The sequence below is a fragment of the Bacteroides sp. DH3716P genome (assembly GCF_025914115.1).
Taxonomy (GTDB): Bacteria; Bacteroidota; Bacteroidia; order Bacteroidales; family Bacteroidaceae; genus Bacteroides; species Bacteroides ovatus.
In genome coordinates this window covers 3,670,109-3,684,532 of record NZ_CP083673.1, presented here as the reverse complement: position 1 = coordinate 3,684,532, position 14,424 = coordinate 3,670,109, and the positions used below count along the sequence as shown (strand labels likewise).

Genomic DNA, 14,424 nt, shown 5'->3' with positions numbered 1-14,424 from the left:
CCATTGATTTTTCTATTTGGGGCTTTGATAATGGTAAAAAGAAAAAAGTAAAAGGGAACTTTATTAGTACATGTGATGCCCGTTTGATTGTAGAAATGCTGTGCGCGTATTAAAATGTATATATATCATGCTTAATTGTAGAATAGTGAATTGAATAAAGCCCTCTACAGTGGCAGAAAAATTTTACTTCAGCCAAAGGGAGGAAAGAAGCGATCCCTGATAGATTAAGAATTACAAAGTGTCAGTAGTATCTTTTTGTAAATTCAAATTTCTCATGTTGAATGTTTTGTAACTGCAAAGATACGAAGAATGGTAACTATATTGAATGATAGTTGCTTAATATCATAGCAGGACCGAGCTCCAGAGATGTACAAATCAGGCGATTTAGGTTATTCAACCTTAATTCGCTTTTTTCTGCATCACTACTATCTGATTAAACCGTTTTTGTGACGGAGTACCAACTACAATTTCTTTTGGAGGAAATCGCTTGTCGAACTCATTAGCAGCAGATTTATCAATCTGATATATTTTATCTTCTATATAACGGCCTTTTACATTGGCTAAAGCATTATCATATAATTCACAAACATGAAGAGCAGTAGCATACATATTATCTTCAGTGCGAATCCCTAATGTTTCGGCAGGAATGAATCCTTGTCGGAGATAATAATCCGGGTCACCACAAAGTAAAATAGCACGAAATCCCATTTCGGAAGCTAATTTTTTGGTAAGTGCAATCATTCTTCCTCCGATACCTTGCTGTTGGTATTCGGGGAGGACAGAAATGGGCCCCAGGCTCAAAACCTCATATTGGTTACCGTCATCTGCCATGATAAATGATTTGAGGCAGACAACATTACCGACAATCTTGTTATTATGTTCTGCAACAATATCGAGCTCCGGCACAAACTTAGGATGGTTACGCATAATATGAAGGAGGTAATGTTCGTCACATCCCGGAGAATAATGATTCCAGAATGCTTCCCGTGTAATGTTTTCGGTTTCATGATAATCCGAAGATTGCTCAATTCTAAGTTTTATATCCATATTGTTTCAAATATATAGTTGCACAAATATAAAGAACAAAATCCGAATACCTAACTCTTTTAAAGATGAATCTATACATTATAGCAAGATGAGACAAAAACTCCCGATACTAGTATATCCAGACTTAGTATCAGGAGTTTTTTATATATTCATTCATCGAGATTGCGGAGAATCAGGCCTGTTCATGTTTTGCGTGTACAAGCTGTCTATAATACCGTCGGACAGTCCGATGGTAGGTACAATAATTCCGGTAGCTTTTACATGAGTAGCTATCTCGAGAAATATCTCTGCAGCAGGAACAATAACATCGGCCCGGTCCGGTTTCAACTTATATTGCTTAATACGTTGTTCGGTAGAGAGGGCTTTTAATGTTTCATATATATCTTGCAGTGATTCGATGGGTAGGAGAGACGCTTTTTTGTCTTTCTTGTCCGCTAAACGAAATAACTTATTAATATTTCCTCCCGAACCGATGATGCTGATAGGGGTATATTCTGTGGCAAGCCCTATCAGGTCAGTGCGCAAAGCTTCCTTTTCTTCTTCCTTTACCATACCGCTAAGCATACGTACCGTACCTATATTATATGAACGGGAATTTTTCAGTTCACCGTTGCTGATGAGATTAATTTCCGTACTACCACCTCCTACATCTACATACAAGTAATTTTGTCCTGAAGCAAATAACTGTTCGATATGATTGTCGTAAACAATATGCGCCTCTTCCTGCCCGTCGATGATTTCTACACGGATACCCGTTTTTTTGACGATCTGCTGAACGATATCCTTGCCATTACGTGCATCACGCATGGCAGAGGTGGCACACGCACGATAGTCTACCACATCATATATCTTCATTAATTGTTTGTAGGCTTTCATCAGCCGAATCAGTTTCTTCTCTTTTTCTGTAGAGATAACCCCCACAGTAAAGGCGTCTTCTCCCAACCGTAACGGAATACGGATGAGCTGTACCTTACTCATTAATTCGGGCGCATTCTCCTCGTTTACACATTTTATCAGCAGCCGCACCGCATTAGAGCCTATATCTATTGCCGCATAATTAACTTTCTTCATACTTATCATAATGTATTCTTGTATTCGTTATATAATTTTTCTTGTGAGCGGAATGGGACACTGTTCTCTTCCCGTTCTTTTTCCCGGTTCTCGCCTGTACCATCCACAATTCTTCCTTTTGCCGTATCCCGGAATCCGTAGCAGACAATTCGTTTTAAATCTGCCTGGATTTCTTTATCATAGACCGGTGCCGCCACCTCAATACGATTATCCAGGTTGCGAGGCATCCAGTCGGCAGAACCAATGTAGTATTTTTCTTCTCCACCATTGGCGAAGATGAAAATGCGCGAATGTTCGAGATAACGGTCGATAATACCATTGATGTGTATATTCTCGCTGATACCCGGAACGCCTGTCACTAAAGAACAGTTACCGCGTACTACCAGTTCCACTTGAACACCCGCTGTTGAGGCTTCGTATAGCTTTTCAACAAGTGCACGGTCAGTAATATGATTTACTTTAGCAAGGATATAAGCCTCTTTTCCCTGTTCCTTATTTTTTATCTCTTTGTTGATAAGCGCAATGAATCGTTTACGCATATCATTGGGAGAAACGAGCAATTCTTTGAAATCAACAGGAGTATAAGGCTTTTCGATAAAATCGAATACGGCATTGACTTCCCGGACAATGGGACGGTGAGCAGTCATAATGGTATAGTCAGTATACATACGTGCATTTCCTTCATGGAAATTTCCTGTACTGATGCAGGCGATATCTCCGTGCCGAGTGCCGATATGCAGCAATTTAGAATGAATTTTCAAACCCTCTACTCCGAAAATAACATGAATCCCCGCATCCTGCATTTTCTTGCTCCAGTTGATATTAGACGCTTCATCAAAACGTGCCAACAGTTCGATAACTACTGTGACTTTTTTTCCGTTTTTGGCTGCACTGATTAAAGCCTTTATCACTTTGGAGTCTTTAGCCAAACGATAAAGCGTCATCTTGATACTTTTTACTTCTTTACTGATAGCGGCTTCTCGCAACACACGGATGAAAGTATCGAAACTATGATAAGGATAATGTAAGGAACGATCTTTCCGACGAATCAAAGTGAGCAGACTTTCCATGCCATTCAGTTCAGGCTTGAAGATAGGTTCCCAAACAGGATATTTCAGTTCATGATGACCGCAAACCGGAAATTTCATCAAATCCTTGAAATTGTGATAGCGTCCTCCGGCTACACGCGTGTCATTCTTATCCACGTTCAGGCGGCCGGTCAACTTTTTCAGCAAGTCTTTAGGAATTTGTTCGTCATAGACGAAACGGATCGGTTCCCCTTTCTTCCGGCTTTTCACACCTTTGGAAATCTTCTGAAGTACCCCTGTCCGCAGATCACTGTCAATTTCCATTTCGGCGTCTTTAGTGAATTTGAAAGTGTACGCCTCATAATCTGTGTACTTCATGCCAACAAAAATCATCGGCAAACAATAGCGGATCACGTCATCAAGAAACATGAGATATGTTTTTCCATCCGAATCAGGTAATTGAATAAAACGGCCGAAGTCTCCGGTCGGCAGTTCAATCACTGCATAGTCTTTCTCCTTTATCTTTCCCGTTTCATCTTTGCGCAGCAGACGGATGGCAAGGTAAATATCCTCATCTGTCTGATCGTCCAGCGGGCGGGTTCCATTGAGGAAAAGCGGATTGGTAGAACCATTCAGTTTGTTGCGATAGAAAGAAGTGACGAATGCTTTCTGTTCGTCCGTCATTTCCGCATCTTTGATGACGTAGATATTCTCTTTCTTCAATTCCTCCATAATGGAAGCGAATATCTCCTCAAACTGCTTGTAGTAACGATTGTGCAGCTTTCCTATTTGTTTCAGAGTGCAGGCGGCGGTTTCTTGTTCTGCTTGTATGTTTTTATCGGCATATTCTACGATCCGGTTCAGAGTCGCTACACGAACACGGAAGAATTCATCCAGGTTATTTGAATAGATGCCAAGAAAAGTGAGTCGTTCCAGCAGTGGCACTTCTGGACGGGCGGCTTCTAGCAGAATACGTTGGTTGAAGTACATCCAACTGATGTCACGCTCTACATAAGGGTATTTCTTTTTTATTTCGCTTTGTTTCATTGTGAAAAAGGAACTGTTTAAAATTTCTGCAAAAATATCAATGTGAGATGTAATCGTCATAACGATATTATTACGAACTTATTACAATGTTTATTTGTTATTTTTATATATCAGTAGAAACACTTATATTCGCAAAAGTATTGGAACAGACTCGGTTAAAAAATATAGAATTTATGAAAACAATGAATTATTCCCTTATTCGCATTCTCTTCGCACTTGTGATTGGATTGGTACTCGTGATTTGGCCCAATGCGGCTGCCAGTTATATTGTCATTACGGTAGGTGTTGCCTTCTTGATTCCCGGTGTTATCAGCCTTTTTGGCTATTTCGGCCGGAAAAGACCGGAAGGTGAAGCAGCTCCCCGTTTTCCGATAGAAGGAATCGGTAGCTTATTATTCGGACTTTGGTTGATTGTGATGCCTGAATTCTTTGCAGATGTCCTGATGTTTTTATTGGGATTTATCCTGATTATGGGAGGAGTGCAACAGATTGCTTCTTTGTCGATGGCTCGTCGGTGGATGCCCGTTCCGGGAGCTTTTTATCTGATTCCTTCGCTGATTCTTATTGCGGGTATTATCGCTTTGTTCAATCCGACAGGAGCGCGTAATACTGCATTTATAATTATTGGTATCAGCAGTTTGGTTTATTCTCTTTCCGAATTGATAAACTGGTTCAAGTTTGCCCGTCGCCGCCCGAAGGCTCCGGTTATGCATGACGATGATGATATTGAAGACGCAAAGATTATCGAATAAAAAAAGAAGAGGACTGCTTCACAGCACCCCTCCCCGCAAACTTAAAACAACCAACAAAAGAAATAGATAATTTCAATAACAGTGAACGGCTAACGGTGAATATTCTGCAATGATAATGCAGTTTGTTCACCGTTTACTGTTTATCGTTCACCGTATTTTTTTCTATCTCACAAATAACAGTTCCCTGTATTTTGGAAGCGTCCACATCTGATTGTCAACAATCAGTTCCAACTTGTCGATGTGATAACGGATTTCTTCCAGTGCCGGGACAATCGTGTCGTGGTAGGCAATGGCTTTTTCCCGTTCGCTTTCTATCTTGTTTGCAACCTTACGAGCCTCAATCATTGCATCTACATGCTCCTTGATGAAAGCTGTACGGTCGGCAATCTCTTCAATAAGCTCCAGGTTCTTAGCAGACAATTTCGCTGCCTTTTCTGCTGGGAAAAGAGATTGCATCTTATAGACATTATTAATTAAGTCCGTCTGGTATTGAGTGGCAACCGGAATGATATGATTCATTGCCAAGTCACCCAATACACGTGCCTCAATCTGAATCTTCTTCGTATAAGTTTCCCATTTCACCTCGTTACGGGCTTCCAGTTCTTTCTTGGTCATTACACCGGTAGCTTCGAACATGGCAATTGTTTCCGGTTTCAGGTAATTGTCGAAGATAACAGGAACACTGGTTTCGCAATCCAGTCCACGACGGGCAGCTTCTTTCTTCCATTCGTCACTGTAACCGTTACCGTCGAAATGAATGGCTTTACATTCTTTGATATATCCGCGGATGATTTCAAGAATGGCGGAAACTTTGGGTTCTCCCTTTTCAATCAACGCATCCACGTCCTTTTTAAACTTCACCAATTGATTTGCTACGGCCGAGTTCAATGCAATCATGGCAGAAGCACAGTTTGCTTCGGAACCTACGGCACGGAACTCAAAGCGGTTGCCTGTGAAAGCAAATGGAGAAGTACGGTTACGGTCTGTATTATCGATCAGTAATTCAGGAATCTGCGGAATATCCAACTTCATTCCCTGTTTACCGCTAAGGCTGATTAAATCATCTTTCGTACTGTTTTCGATATGATCCAATACCTGCGACAACTGTTTTCCAAGGAAAGAGGAGATAATTGCAGGAGGTGCCTCATTCGCTCCCAGACGGTGGGCATTGGTAGCACTGGAGATAGAAGCTTTCAGTAGTCCGTTATGATGATAAACTGCCATCAATGTATTGACAACGAATGTAACAAAACGCAGATTGTCTTCCGGAGTCTTGCCCGGTCCCATCAATAAGATACCTGTATCAGTGCCCAAAGACCAGTTGTTGTGTTTACCCGAACCATTGACACCTTTGAACGGCTTTTCATGAAGCAGTACACGGAAACCATGACGGCGGCTTACCTTACGCATTAATGACATAATCAGTAAGTTATGGTCATTAGCAAGGTTACACTCTTCAAAGATAGGAGCCAACTCGAACTGGTTCGGGGCAACCTCGTTGTGACGAGTCTTAACAGGAATACCTAATTTTAACGCTTCAATTTCAAGGTCCTTCATGAAAGCGGCTACGCGGGTGGGGATAGCACCGAAGTAGTGATCCTCCAACTGTTGGTTTTTGGCACTGTCATGTCCCATCAAAGTACGACCGGTCATTAGTAAGTCCGGACGTGCGGCATACAATCCTTCGTCTACCAGGAAGTATTCCTGTTCCCATCCTAAGTAAGCAACTACTTTTTTCACTTCCGGATTAAAATACTGACATACGGCTACGGCTGCTTTATCTACAGCACGCAATGCCTTCAGTAAGGGAGCTTTATAGTCAAGAGCTTCACCGGTATATGCGATAAATACAGTCGGGATGCAAAGTGTATCATCCACGATGAAAGCAGGTGACGAGGGGTCCCATGCGCTGTATCCGCGAGCTTCGAATGTATTACGGATACCGCCATTCGGGAAAGAAGAAGCATCCGGCTCCTGCTGTACGAGCAGTTTACCTGTAAATTCTTCCATCATACCACCTTTGCCGTCATGTTCAACGAAGGCATCGTGCTTTTCTGCCGTACCCTCGGTCAGCGGTGCAAACCAGTGCGTGTAATGAGTGACACCCATTTCGATAGCCCATTTTTTCATGCCGGCAGCTACCTCGTCGGCAATGCTGCGATCTAGCGGAGCACCGTTGTCAATTGCATCAATCAGTGCATTGTATACCTTACTGGGAAGGTATTTGAACATCTTTTCCTTGTTGAATACATACTTGCCGAAGTATTCCGAAGGACGTTCGGCAGGTGTTGCTACCTCAACAGCCTTTTTCTTGAAAGCTGTCTCTACTACTCTGAATCTAAGTTTTGACATAATACCTAATTTGATTTGTTGTTAAATATGTTAGAGCAAATAATTTTCTCTGTGTGGTTCCCGGGAAGGCGGTCAGGCCCGCCCGGGATAAATCTTTTTAATCTATATAGCCTAATTCACTTACTGATGAGTAGACTTACTTTTAATTATAAGTAACTTAGTTGTAAGCAGATTCACCGTGTTCGTAAATGTCAAGACCTTCTTCTTCGACACGTGCCGGAACGCGAAGTCCGTGAATCTTATCAAGCGTTTTGAAAATGATGAATCCCATGCCTGCTGCCCATGCACTTACTACCAATGCTCCGAATAGTTGTGCACCGAGGAATCCGAAACCGTATCCATAGAATAAACCTTCACTGGTAGAGAACAAACCTGTGAGAATCGTTCCTAAAAAACCACACACACCATGTACGGAAGATGCACCTACCGGATCGTCTATCTTTAAAACCTTGTCAATGAAGTCAACGGAGAATATCATTACGACACCACATATCGCACCTATCAAGGCTGCTCCTGCGGGAGATACTGCGTCACATCCTGCTGTGATACCTACCAGACCTGCCAAGATACCATTCAGTGTCAATGACAGGGATGGTTTTCCATATTTCATCCAGCTCACCAACAGAGCAAAGAAACCACCGGCACAAGCAGCCAGGTTCGTTGTCAGGAATACGTGGGAAATAGCGATTGCGTCGGCTTCGGTTGCTGCTGCCAATTGAGAACCGGGGTTGAATCCGAACCATCCGAACCAAAGAATGAATACCCCCAGTGCAGCAATAGTCAGGCTATGGCCTGGGATAGCTTTTGATTTGCCGTCTTTACCATATTTACCGATACGGGGACCAAGAATGGCAGCACCTACCAAAGCAATCCATCCACCTACAGAGTGAACGACTGTAGAACCGGCAAAGTCATGGAATGTAGTGCCGAAGTGACTCATCATGAAAGAACCTTCTTCACCGTTCATCAGCCAGCCTCCGCCCCATGTCCAGTGACCGGATATCGGATAAATCAGTACACTGATAAAGATGGTGTAGACTATATACATGGAGAATTTTGTTCGTTCTGCCATGGCTCCTGATACAATTGTAGCTGCTGTCGCACAGAATACGGTTTGGAATATGAGGAATCCTTCGGTTGGCAAACCATTATTAATGAAAGAAAGGTCGCAGAAGTGAGGCATTCCGATGAATCCGCCTGCGCCGAACATCAATCCGAAACCGATAAACCAGTATAGTAAAGAGCCGAACATGAAGTCTACAAAGTTCTTCATCAGAATGTTGGCAGTATTTTTCACTCTGGTAAAACCTGCTTCTACTAATGCAAATCCCGGCTGCATGAAGAATACGAGCATTGCTGCAAGCAACATCCATACAGTATTTAATCCAAGAGCTAATTCACCAACCGTATCGGGAGCTGCTGATGCTTCTTCGGCAGGAGCTGCAACGACTTCGGTAATTGTTTCTGTAACTGCTGCAACTGTATCGGCAGCGGCTGCGTTTTGTGCCGACATATCAGTAGTAAAACAGCACAAAATGAATATAGTAGTGGCTATCCACAACTTTACGAAGCTATGGCTTTTATATTTTGTATCCATAATAATTATCTTATTTTATACCTATTATTTATTAGTGATGTTGTAAACCTCTTTATAAACGTTATAATCCGCAAGGAAACCTGGGAGCGGCACCTTGCCGCTGCCGATTAACGTTCTTGTTCTGCATTGTAGAGGGCTATGTCACCACGTTCGGCAGTGCGTATCCGGATAGCGTCTTCGATAGGAATGACGAAAATACGTCCGTCACCGATTTCTCCGGTCTGTGCAGCTTTGATGATAGCCTGCACTGTTTTCTCGGTATTTTTGTCGCGTACGACAATAGAGATCAAAATTCGTTCAATGGTGCTGGTGTCATATACTACGCCACGGTAGATACGTCCTTGCCGTGCTTTTCCAATACCTCTTACATCGTAATAAGAGAACCATTCGATGTCCGCTTCGAGTAGGGCGTCTTTTACGTCCTCGAATTTGGTTTTACGGATAATAGCTTCAATCTTTTTCATATACCTTAAATATTAGTGTTGACCTGTAAAAGAAAGAGGTATAGGGTGTGGCAGCCATAGTAGGTTACCATACAACAAACCGATAAAATCTAAACTCTAACTACCTGATCCCTATACGCTCTTTGATATTCTATATTCTCTCTCTTAAAAACTTAATCCGAATGCGAAGTAGGCTCCTTCTGTCCGTGGATTGACAGATACCTTGGCAAATGCCGGAACGGAGAAGGAATCTGTGATTTTGATATCCTTGGAAGCTCCGAGACTTACGTCTGATACGCAGAACCCACTTGTATAGCCATTGTAGAAAGTTGTCTCCCAAGGAACCATACCTAAATCTACTGTCCAGTCGAGACCTCCCAATTTGAATGGTGCGCTAAGTGCGAGGTAAGAAGAATAAGCCCTTTTGCCATTTTCTTTCACGCCGTCGGCACCTGCAAAATTTGTATACCAGTTGACTGCCAGTGGTCCGAAGTCATATCCGACTTGTGCTTCAAATACATGAGCCGTTGAATGAGCTCCGTATTTAAAATACTTGTTAGTTGCAAAGATCGTTTCTCCATCATCGTCTATGCCAGTTTCTACTTGGGTATTAAACCAATAATCCGTCACTGAAACGCTAAAACCGCCTATCGAATAACCAAGAGTTAAATCGAACTCTTTTGTGTCCGTCGATTCGAATCCTACCGATCCCCATGCTCCGAGTGAGAAACCTTTGTAAGAGATTTCCAGTGAGGGTTGAACGCTCACTCCGCCTAAATCCTGGCCGCGCCAGATGTAACCACTTACCAGATCTGCTCCAACGGAAGCTTCTACCTTATCTTGTGCCATCATTGTAGACGGGACAAGCCCTGACAGTAATAATGCTACTGTTATTACCCTCATTTTTTTGTTAATCGTCGTTTTCATCGTCTTTTTACCTTTAATAGTTAGAAAAATGTGGATGTACGGTCCATGTATATATAGTAGCGCGCGAAATACTATCAAGTAAATTGAAAAACCACTGGTTATGAATAGACTAGGAGAAGTTATTCAAAATTCTTATAGCCAGTTTTTTATTCTTCTCATCGCTTCGATACAGTCGTTGCGTTCACCAAATGCAGTTAGCCGGATATATCCTTCACCGCTTGGTCCGAAGCCTACACCGGGGGTACCGACCACATTGGCTTCATACAACATCTGTTCGAAGAATCGCCATGACGAAAGCCCGTTCGGAGTTTTCACCCATAAGTAGGGAGCGTTGACTCCTCCATACACTTTCAGTCCTGCGGCTTCCAATCCCTCTTTCATAATTTGGGCGTTGGTCATATAATAGTCGATTGTTTCTTTAATCTGTATTTTGCCTTCTGCACTGTAAACGGCTTCTGCAGCCCGTTGGGTAATGTAAGAAGTACCGTTGAACTTGGTGCACTGGCGGCGGTTCCACAATCTGTTGAGCGGTATGCGGTCGCCTTCCAGAGTGGCGGCGGTGAGTTCTTTCGGAACCACGGTATATCCGCAGCGTACTCCGGTAAATCCTGCCGTTTTTGAAAAACTACGGAATTCGATCGCACACTTTTTAGCTCCCTTAATCTCATAGATAGAGTGGGGGACATTCTCGTCTTGGATATATGCTTCATAAGCGGCATCGAACAGAATCAATGTATCGTTTGCCAAGGCATAGTCCACCCATTTCTTCAGTTCCGGTTTGGTTAAGGTTGTTCCTGTCGGGTTGTTCGGATAGCAGAGATAAACAATGTCTATCCGTTTGTCTGGAATTTCCGGAATAAAGTTGTTCTCACTTGTGCAAGGCATATAAGTAACATTACTCCATTTGCCCGTCTCTTCTTCCAACACTCCGGCGCGTCCGCACATGACATTGCTGTCTATATAAACCGGATAGATGGGATCTGTAACACCTACGCTATTGTCATGGCGAAGAATATCGCCTATATTTCCGGTATCGCTTTTGGCACCGTCACTGACAAATATCTCGGACGCCGAGAAGTGAATCCCACGTGGAATAAAGTCATTTTTTATAATTGCTTCAATCAGAAAATCATATCCCTGTTCAGGACCATATCCGCGGAATGTATCCTTGCTGGCCAGCTCTTCTACCGCTTTGTGCATGGCTTCGATACACGCTTTCGGAAGCGGTTGGGTGACATCACCGATACCCAACCGGATAATATCCTGTTTAGGATGTGTTATCTTGAAGGTATTTACCTTTTTCGCTATGTCCGAGAATAAATAGCTTCCCGGTAACTTCAAAAAATGTTCGTTTACTAATGCCATCTTGTTATTGTTTTAAGTTCTGCAAAATCTAATACTCAATACCTGATACTTAATACTTTTTTAATACTTATCCTCAATCTCCCCATCGAAAACTTTGGTTGCCGGTCCGGTCATTAATATATGCCCGGAGATTTCATCCCATTCAATGGTGACTGTCCCTCCATCCATGATTACATCGCTTTTTCTTCCTGTAAGTCCGTTGATGAAGGCGGCTACTGCTGTGGCGCAAGCACCTGTCCCGCAAGCTTGAGTGATTCCCGATCCTCTTTCCCACACCCTCATCCGTATGGTGTCTTTGCTGACAATCTGTGCAAACTCCACATTGGTTCTGTCGGGAAAAAGAGGATGATTCTCCAGTTCAGGACCGATTTCCGGTAAATTAATCCGGGTGATGTCCTCAACAAATGTGACGAGATGCGGATTACCCATTGATACTTTGGTTGACCGGAAAGGATACTTTCCTCCCCACTGAATCTCTTCTGTTTCCAACGGGCTACCCATGTCTACGGTGACTGCACTAACTGTTTTTCCCTCTACATGCAGTTTCAGGATTTTTATTCCTGATCGTGTATCCAGCGTAATTTCTGTTTTGTCAGTCAAGCCGTATTCATATACATATTTGCCTACACAACGGCTTCCGTTACCACACATCATAGCTTCCGAACCGTCCGCATTGAAAATGCGCATGCTGAAATCCGCTTTATCAGAGACACCAATCAATATAAGTCCATCACTTCCGATTCCTGTATGAAACTTGCTCCATTCGATTGCCTTCTTTGCAGGGTCGGCTATCGGATATTGGCTTGTGTCTACATATATGTAGTCATTTCCCGCTCCATGCATTTTTGTGAACTTAATCTTTGTTGTCATTTTGATTTATATTTGTTGATTGTTGTAACCTTTTGTTTTATTATGATGCAAAGATATGACTTTTTGCTTTATATTTTACTAAAAAGTATATCTAATATCTATTTATTTTCTTCAAACTTATAATCGCTTTATATACGGCCACATTTAGTTATAATTTGAAATTATACCTATTTATATATTAATAAACTGTTATTTGGATGAATTGTTTTGCATATTCTTCCATAATATATGAAGAATATTTAGCCTTGATAATCGGTGAAATCAGCTATAAAAACAAGAAATATATCCTTTTCCTTTTGACGATATGAAAGTGAAAACCCCTATTTATCTATCATATTGCTCACCGGATATGCTGAAGAACCTTTTTCTGTATTCATTGTTTTAGCACTATCATTAATATAAAAACGTAGAGATATGAATATAGAGAAACAATTAGAAACAGCAGTTAAGACCAACCATTTGGTGTTGGTAGTATTTTATGCCGACTGGTCACCTCATTATGAGTGGATAGGTCCTGTGCTTCGGACTTACGAAAAGAGAACTGTAGAATTGATTAGAGTGAATGCTGAAGAAAATAGAACAATAGCCGATGCGCATAATGTAGAAACAGTGCCCGCCTTTCTTTTATTGCATAAGGGACATGAATTATGGAGACAGGTAGGAGAGCTTACGGTAGGAGAGCTGAAAGAGGTATTAGATGATTTCCAGTAAATCGTTTGTAATCTTTTATTGGCATATATGAAAATGACCTTTTCTTTTTCAGATGAAAAAAATGAGTGTTCTTAATATGCTGGTATTTAGTTTGTTATAAAAGCTCATTTTTCCTTTAAAAGAAACGGGTGGTTCCTTTAAAAGGGACCACCCGTTCGACACCGAGAAACATCCTGTTTCTTTTAAAGGAACGAGCTGTTTCTTTAAAGACGGATATTAAATAGTTTACTTTGTAATGATTTTATCTTATTGATGTTTTTTCAGTTCTTCTTGTAAGATGACTGGTTCGTTGGTGGTAATGAAATCTACTTTCTGTTCGATCAGCGATTTCATATCTTCCACTTCGTCCACAGTCCACACATTTACTTTCAAGCCGAGTTCATGAGCTTCTTTGATCCATTCGGGGTGTTTCTTAATCACTCCCATGTGATAATCAAGACCGGCAGCACCGAGTTCCTTTAATTCTTTGGGAGACAGTTCCCCGTTAAGGTAAAATACCGGAGTACCGGCAGGAGCCAGGCGGATAAACTCTTTCATGGCATGCAGGGAGAACGTGATATATTCCATGCGGTTTTCCAGTCCCATTTTCTTCACCATGGCAAGGATTCCCTGTACGGCTTTGGTTTCACGTTTCTTGTTACTATGTGCTTTCAGTTCGAGAATCAGTCGGGTATTACAGTTTTTCCCGGCTTCCAGATATTGTTCCAGGCTGGGTAAGTTTTCTCCGTTGGATAATTTAAGTCCGGTCAGTGCGTCACCTTTGGAATACTCCATCGGTCTCATCTTGTATACAGGATCATGGTTGACCACCAACTTGTTATCCTTAGCGATCCATACGTCAAATTCTGAACCGTAACAACCGATGGAATCTGCTTTTAGAAGTGATGAAATACTGTTTTGTGATGATCCCGGAGTTTTCCAGAATCCACGGTGGGCTATCACTTTTGTCTGTGCCTGCATACAGCAAGCAACCATTAGAAGGGCAGAAGCCATCATCATTTTTTTTAAATTCATTTGTTTGGTCTTTTAAAAGTTTGATAGATTTAATTTGGTTTGGCCTCAAAATTATAAAAAAGAAAACGCAAATCAGACAATAATATGCTAATCTGCGTTAATCCTTGAGATTTTAAAATAAACAGATAGCTAAAAAGTAAATTTGAGAAAAGCGTAGCGATTCAACTGAAAGAGTGGTCGTTACGCTTTTGCTTTTGATG

At 41.8% G+C, this 14,424-nt stretch carries 12 protein-coding genes; 2 read left to right on the top strand and 10 right to left on the bottom strand.

Annotation, left to right across the window (positions count from 1 at the left end; all coding sequences use genetic code 11):
- Positions 1-399 precede the first annotated feature (399 nt).
- The 3 genes from KQP79_RS13745 to KQP79_RS13735 all read right to left on the bottom strand — a co-directional run bounded on the left by KQP79_RS13745 (position 400) and on the right by KQP79_RS13735 (position 4,193).
- A complete protein-coding gene (locus KQP79_RS13745; RefSeq protein WP_004303716.1) occupies positions 400-1,047 on the bottom strand; it encodes a GNAT family N-acetyltransferase in 648 nt (215 codons plus the stop codon).
- A 153-nt stretch (positions 1,048-1,200) separates the two neighbouring features.
- Entirely contained in the window at positions 1,201-2,127 is a 927-nt protein-coding gene (locus KQP79_RS13740) for an exopolyphosphatase (RefSeq protein ID WP_004317877.1), read from the bottom strand.
- A complete protein-coding gene (locus tag KQP79_RS13735) occupies positions 2,124-4,193 on the bottom strand; it encodes an RNA degradosome polyphosphate kinase (RefSeq protein ID WP_032846627.1) in 2,070 nt (689 codons plus the stop codon). Before KQP79_RS13735 ends, KQP79_RS13740 begins: the two co-directional genes overlap by 4 nt.
- Before the next feature lie 173 nt (positions 4,194-4,366).
- Between KQP79_RS13735 and KQP79_RS13730 the strand changes: the two genes are divergently transcribed.
- On the top strand, positions 4,367-4,945 hold the full coding sequence (locus tag KQP79_RS13730; protein ID WP_004303713.1) for an HdeD family acid-resistance protein: 579 nt from the start codon (positions 4,367-4,369) through the stop codon (positions 4,943-4,945).
- Between the two features lie 162 nt (positions 4,946-5,107).
- On the opposite strand, the gene KQP79_RS13725 is transcribed toward KQP79_RS13730, so the two are convergent.
- The 6 genes from KQP79_RS13725 to dapF all read right to left on the bottom strand — a co-directional run bounded on the left by KQP79_RS13725 (position 5,108) and on the right by dapF (position 12,499).
- On the bottom strand, positions 5,108-7,297 hold the full coding sequence (locus tag KQP79_RS13725; protein ID WP_004303703.1) for a glutamine synthetase III: 2,190 nt from the start codon (positions 7,295-7,297) through the stop codon (positions 5,108-5,110).
- A gap of 157 nt (positions 7,298-7,454) precedes the next feature.
- On the bottom strand, positions 7,455-8,894 hold the full coding sequence (locus KQP79_RS13720) for an ammonium transporter (protein WP_061447584.1): 1,440 nt from the start codon (positions 8,892-8,894) through the stop codon (positions 7,455-7,457).
- A 107-nt stretch (positions 8,895-9,001) separates the two neighbouring features.
- Complete coding sequence (locus tag KQP79_RS13715) at positions 9,002-9,358, bottom strand: P-II family nitrogen regulator (protein ID WP_004303701.1); 357 nt, start codon at positions 9,356-9,358, stop codon at positions 9,002-9,004.
- Between the two features lie 144 nt (positions 9,359-9,502).
- On the bottom strand, positions 9,503-10,264 hold the full coding sequence (locus KQP79_RS13710) for a hypothetical protein (RefSeq protein ID WP_004303700.1): 762 nt from the start codon (positions 10,262-10,264) through the stop codon (positions 9,503-9,505).
- Positions 10,265-10,396: 132 nt separating this feature from the next.
- Positions 10,397-11,629, bottom strand: coding sequence for an LL-diaminopimelate aminotransferase (locus tag KQP79_RS13705; protein WP_032854219.1), 1,233 nt, complete (start codon positions 11,627-11,629; stop codon positions 10,397-10,399).
- A gap of 60 nt (positions 11,630-11,689) precedes the next feature.
- A complete protein-coding gene (gene dapF, locus KQP79_RS13700; protein ID WP_138343245.1) occupies positions 11,690-12,499 on the bottom strand; it encodes a diaminopimelate epimerase in 810 nt (269 codons plus the stop codon).
- A gap of 414 nt (positions 12,500-12,913) precedes the next feature.
- On the opposite strand from dapF, the gene KQP79_RS13695 reads away from it, so the two are divergent.
- Positions 12,914-13,210: a thioredoxin family protein gene (locus KQP79_RS13695; RefSeq protein ID WP_004300083.1), complete on the top strand. Its 297-nt coding sequence runs from the start codon at positions 12,914-12,916 to the stop codon at positions 13,208-13,210.
- A gap of 246 nt (positions 13,211-13,456) precedes the next feature.
- Here KQP79_RS13695 and KQP79_RS13690 read toward each other — a convergent pair whose 3' ends face one another.
- Complete coding sequence (locus tag KQP79_RS13690; RefSeq protein ID WP_004300081.1) at positions 13,457-14,224, bottom strand: glycerophosphodiester phosphodiesterase family protein; 768 nt, start codon at positions 14,222-14,224, stop codon at positions 13,457-13,459.
- Positions 14,225-14,424 lie beyond the last annotated feature (200 nt).

Coding starts and splice junctions, on each gene's coding strand:
- KQP79_RS13735 (WP_032846627.1), bottom strand. CDS start 4,193: ATGAAACAAAGCGAAATAAAAAAGAAATACCCTTATGTAGAGCGTGAC.
- KQP79_RS13720 (WP_061447584.1), bottom strand. CDS start 8,894: ATGGATACAAAATATAAAAGCCATAGCTTCGTAAAGTTGTGGATAGCC.
- KQP79_RS13690 (WP_004300081.1), bottom strand. CDS start 14,224: ATGAATTTAAAAAAAATGATGATGGCTTCTGCCCTTCTAATGGTTGCT.
- KQP79_RS13710 (WP_004303700.1), bottom strand. CDS start 10,264: ATGAAAACGACGATTAACAAAAAAATGAGGGTAATAACAGTAGCATTA.
- KQP79_RS13745 (WP_004303716.1), bottom strand. CDS start 1,047: ATGGATATAAAACTTAGAATTGAGCAATCTTCGGATTATCATGAAACC.
- dapF (WP_138343245.1), bottom strand. CDS start 12,499: ATGACAACAAAGATTAAGTTCACAAAAATGCATGGAGCGGGAAATGAC.
- KQP79_RS13705 (WP_032854219.1), bottom strand. CDS start 11,629: ATGGCATTAGTAAACGAACATTTTTTGAAGTTACCGGGAAGCTATTTA.
- KQP79_RS13715 (WP_004303701.1), bottom strand. CDS start 9,358: ATGAAAAAGATTGAAGCTATTATCCGTAAAACCAAATTCGAGGACGTA.
- KQP79_RS13695 (WP_004300083.1), top strand. CDS start 12,914: ATGAATATAGAGAAACAATTAGAAACAGCAGTTAAGACCAACCATTTG.
- KQP79_RS13725 (WP_004303703.1), bottom strand. CDS start 7,297: ATGTCAAAACTTAGATTCAGAGTAGTAGAGACAGCTTTCAAGAAAAAG.
- KQP79_RS13730 (WP_004303713.1), top strand. CDS start 4,367: ATGAAAACAATGAATTATTCCCTTATTCGCATTCTCTTCGCACTTGTG.
- KQP79_RS13740 (WP_004317877.1), bottom strand. CDS start 2,127: ATGATAAGTATGAAGAAAGTTAATTATGCGGCAATAGATATAGGCTCT.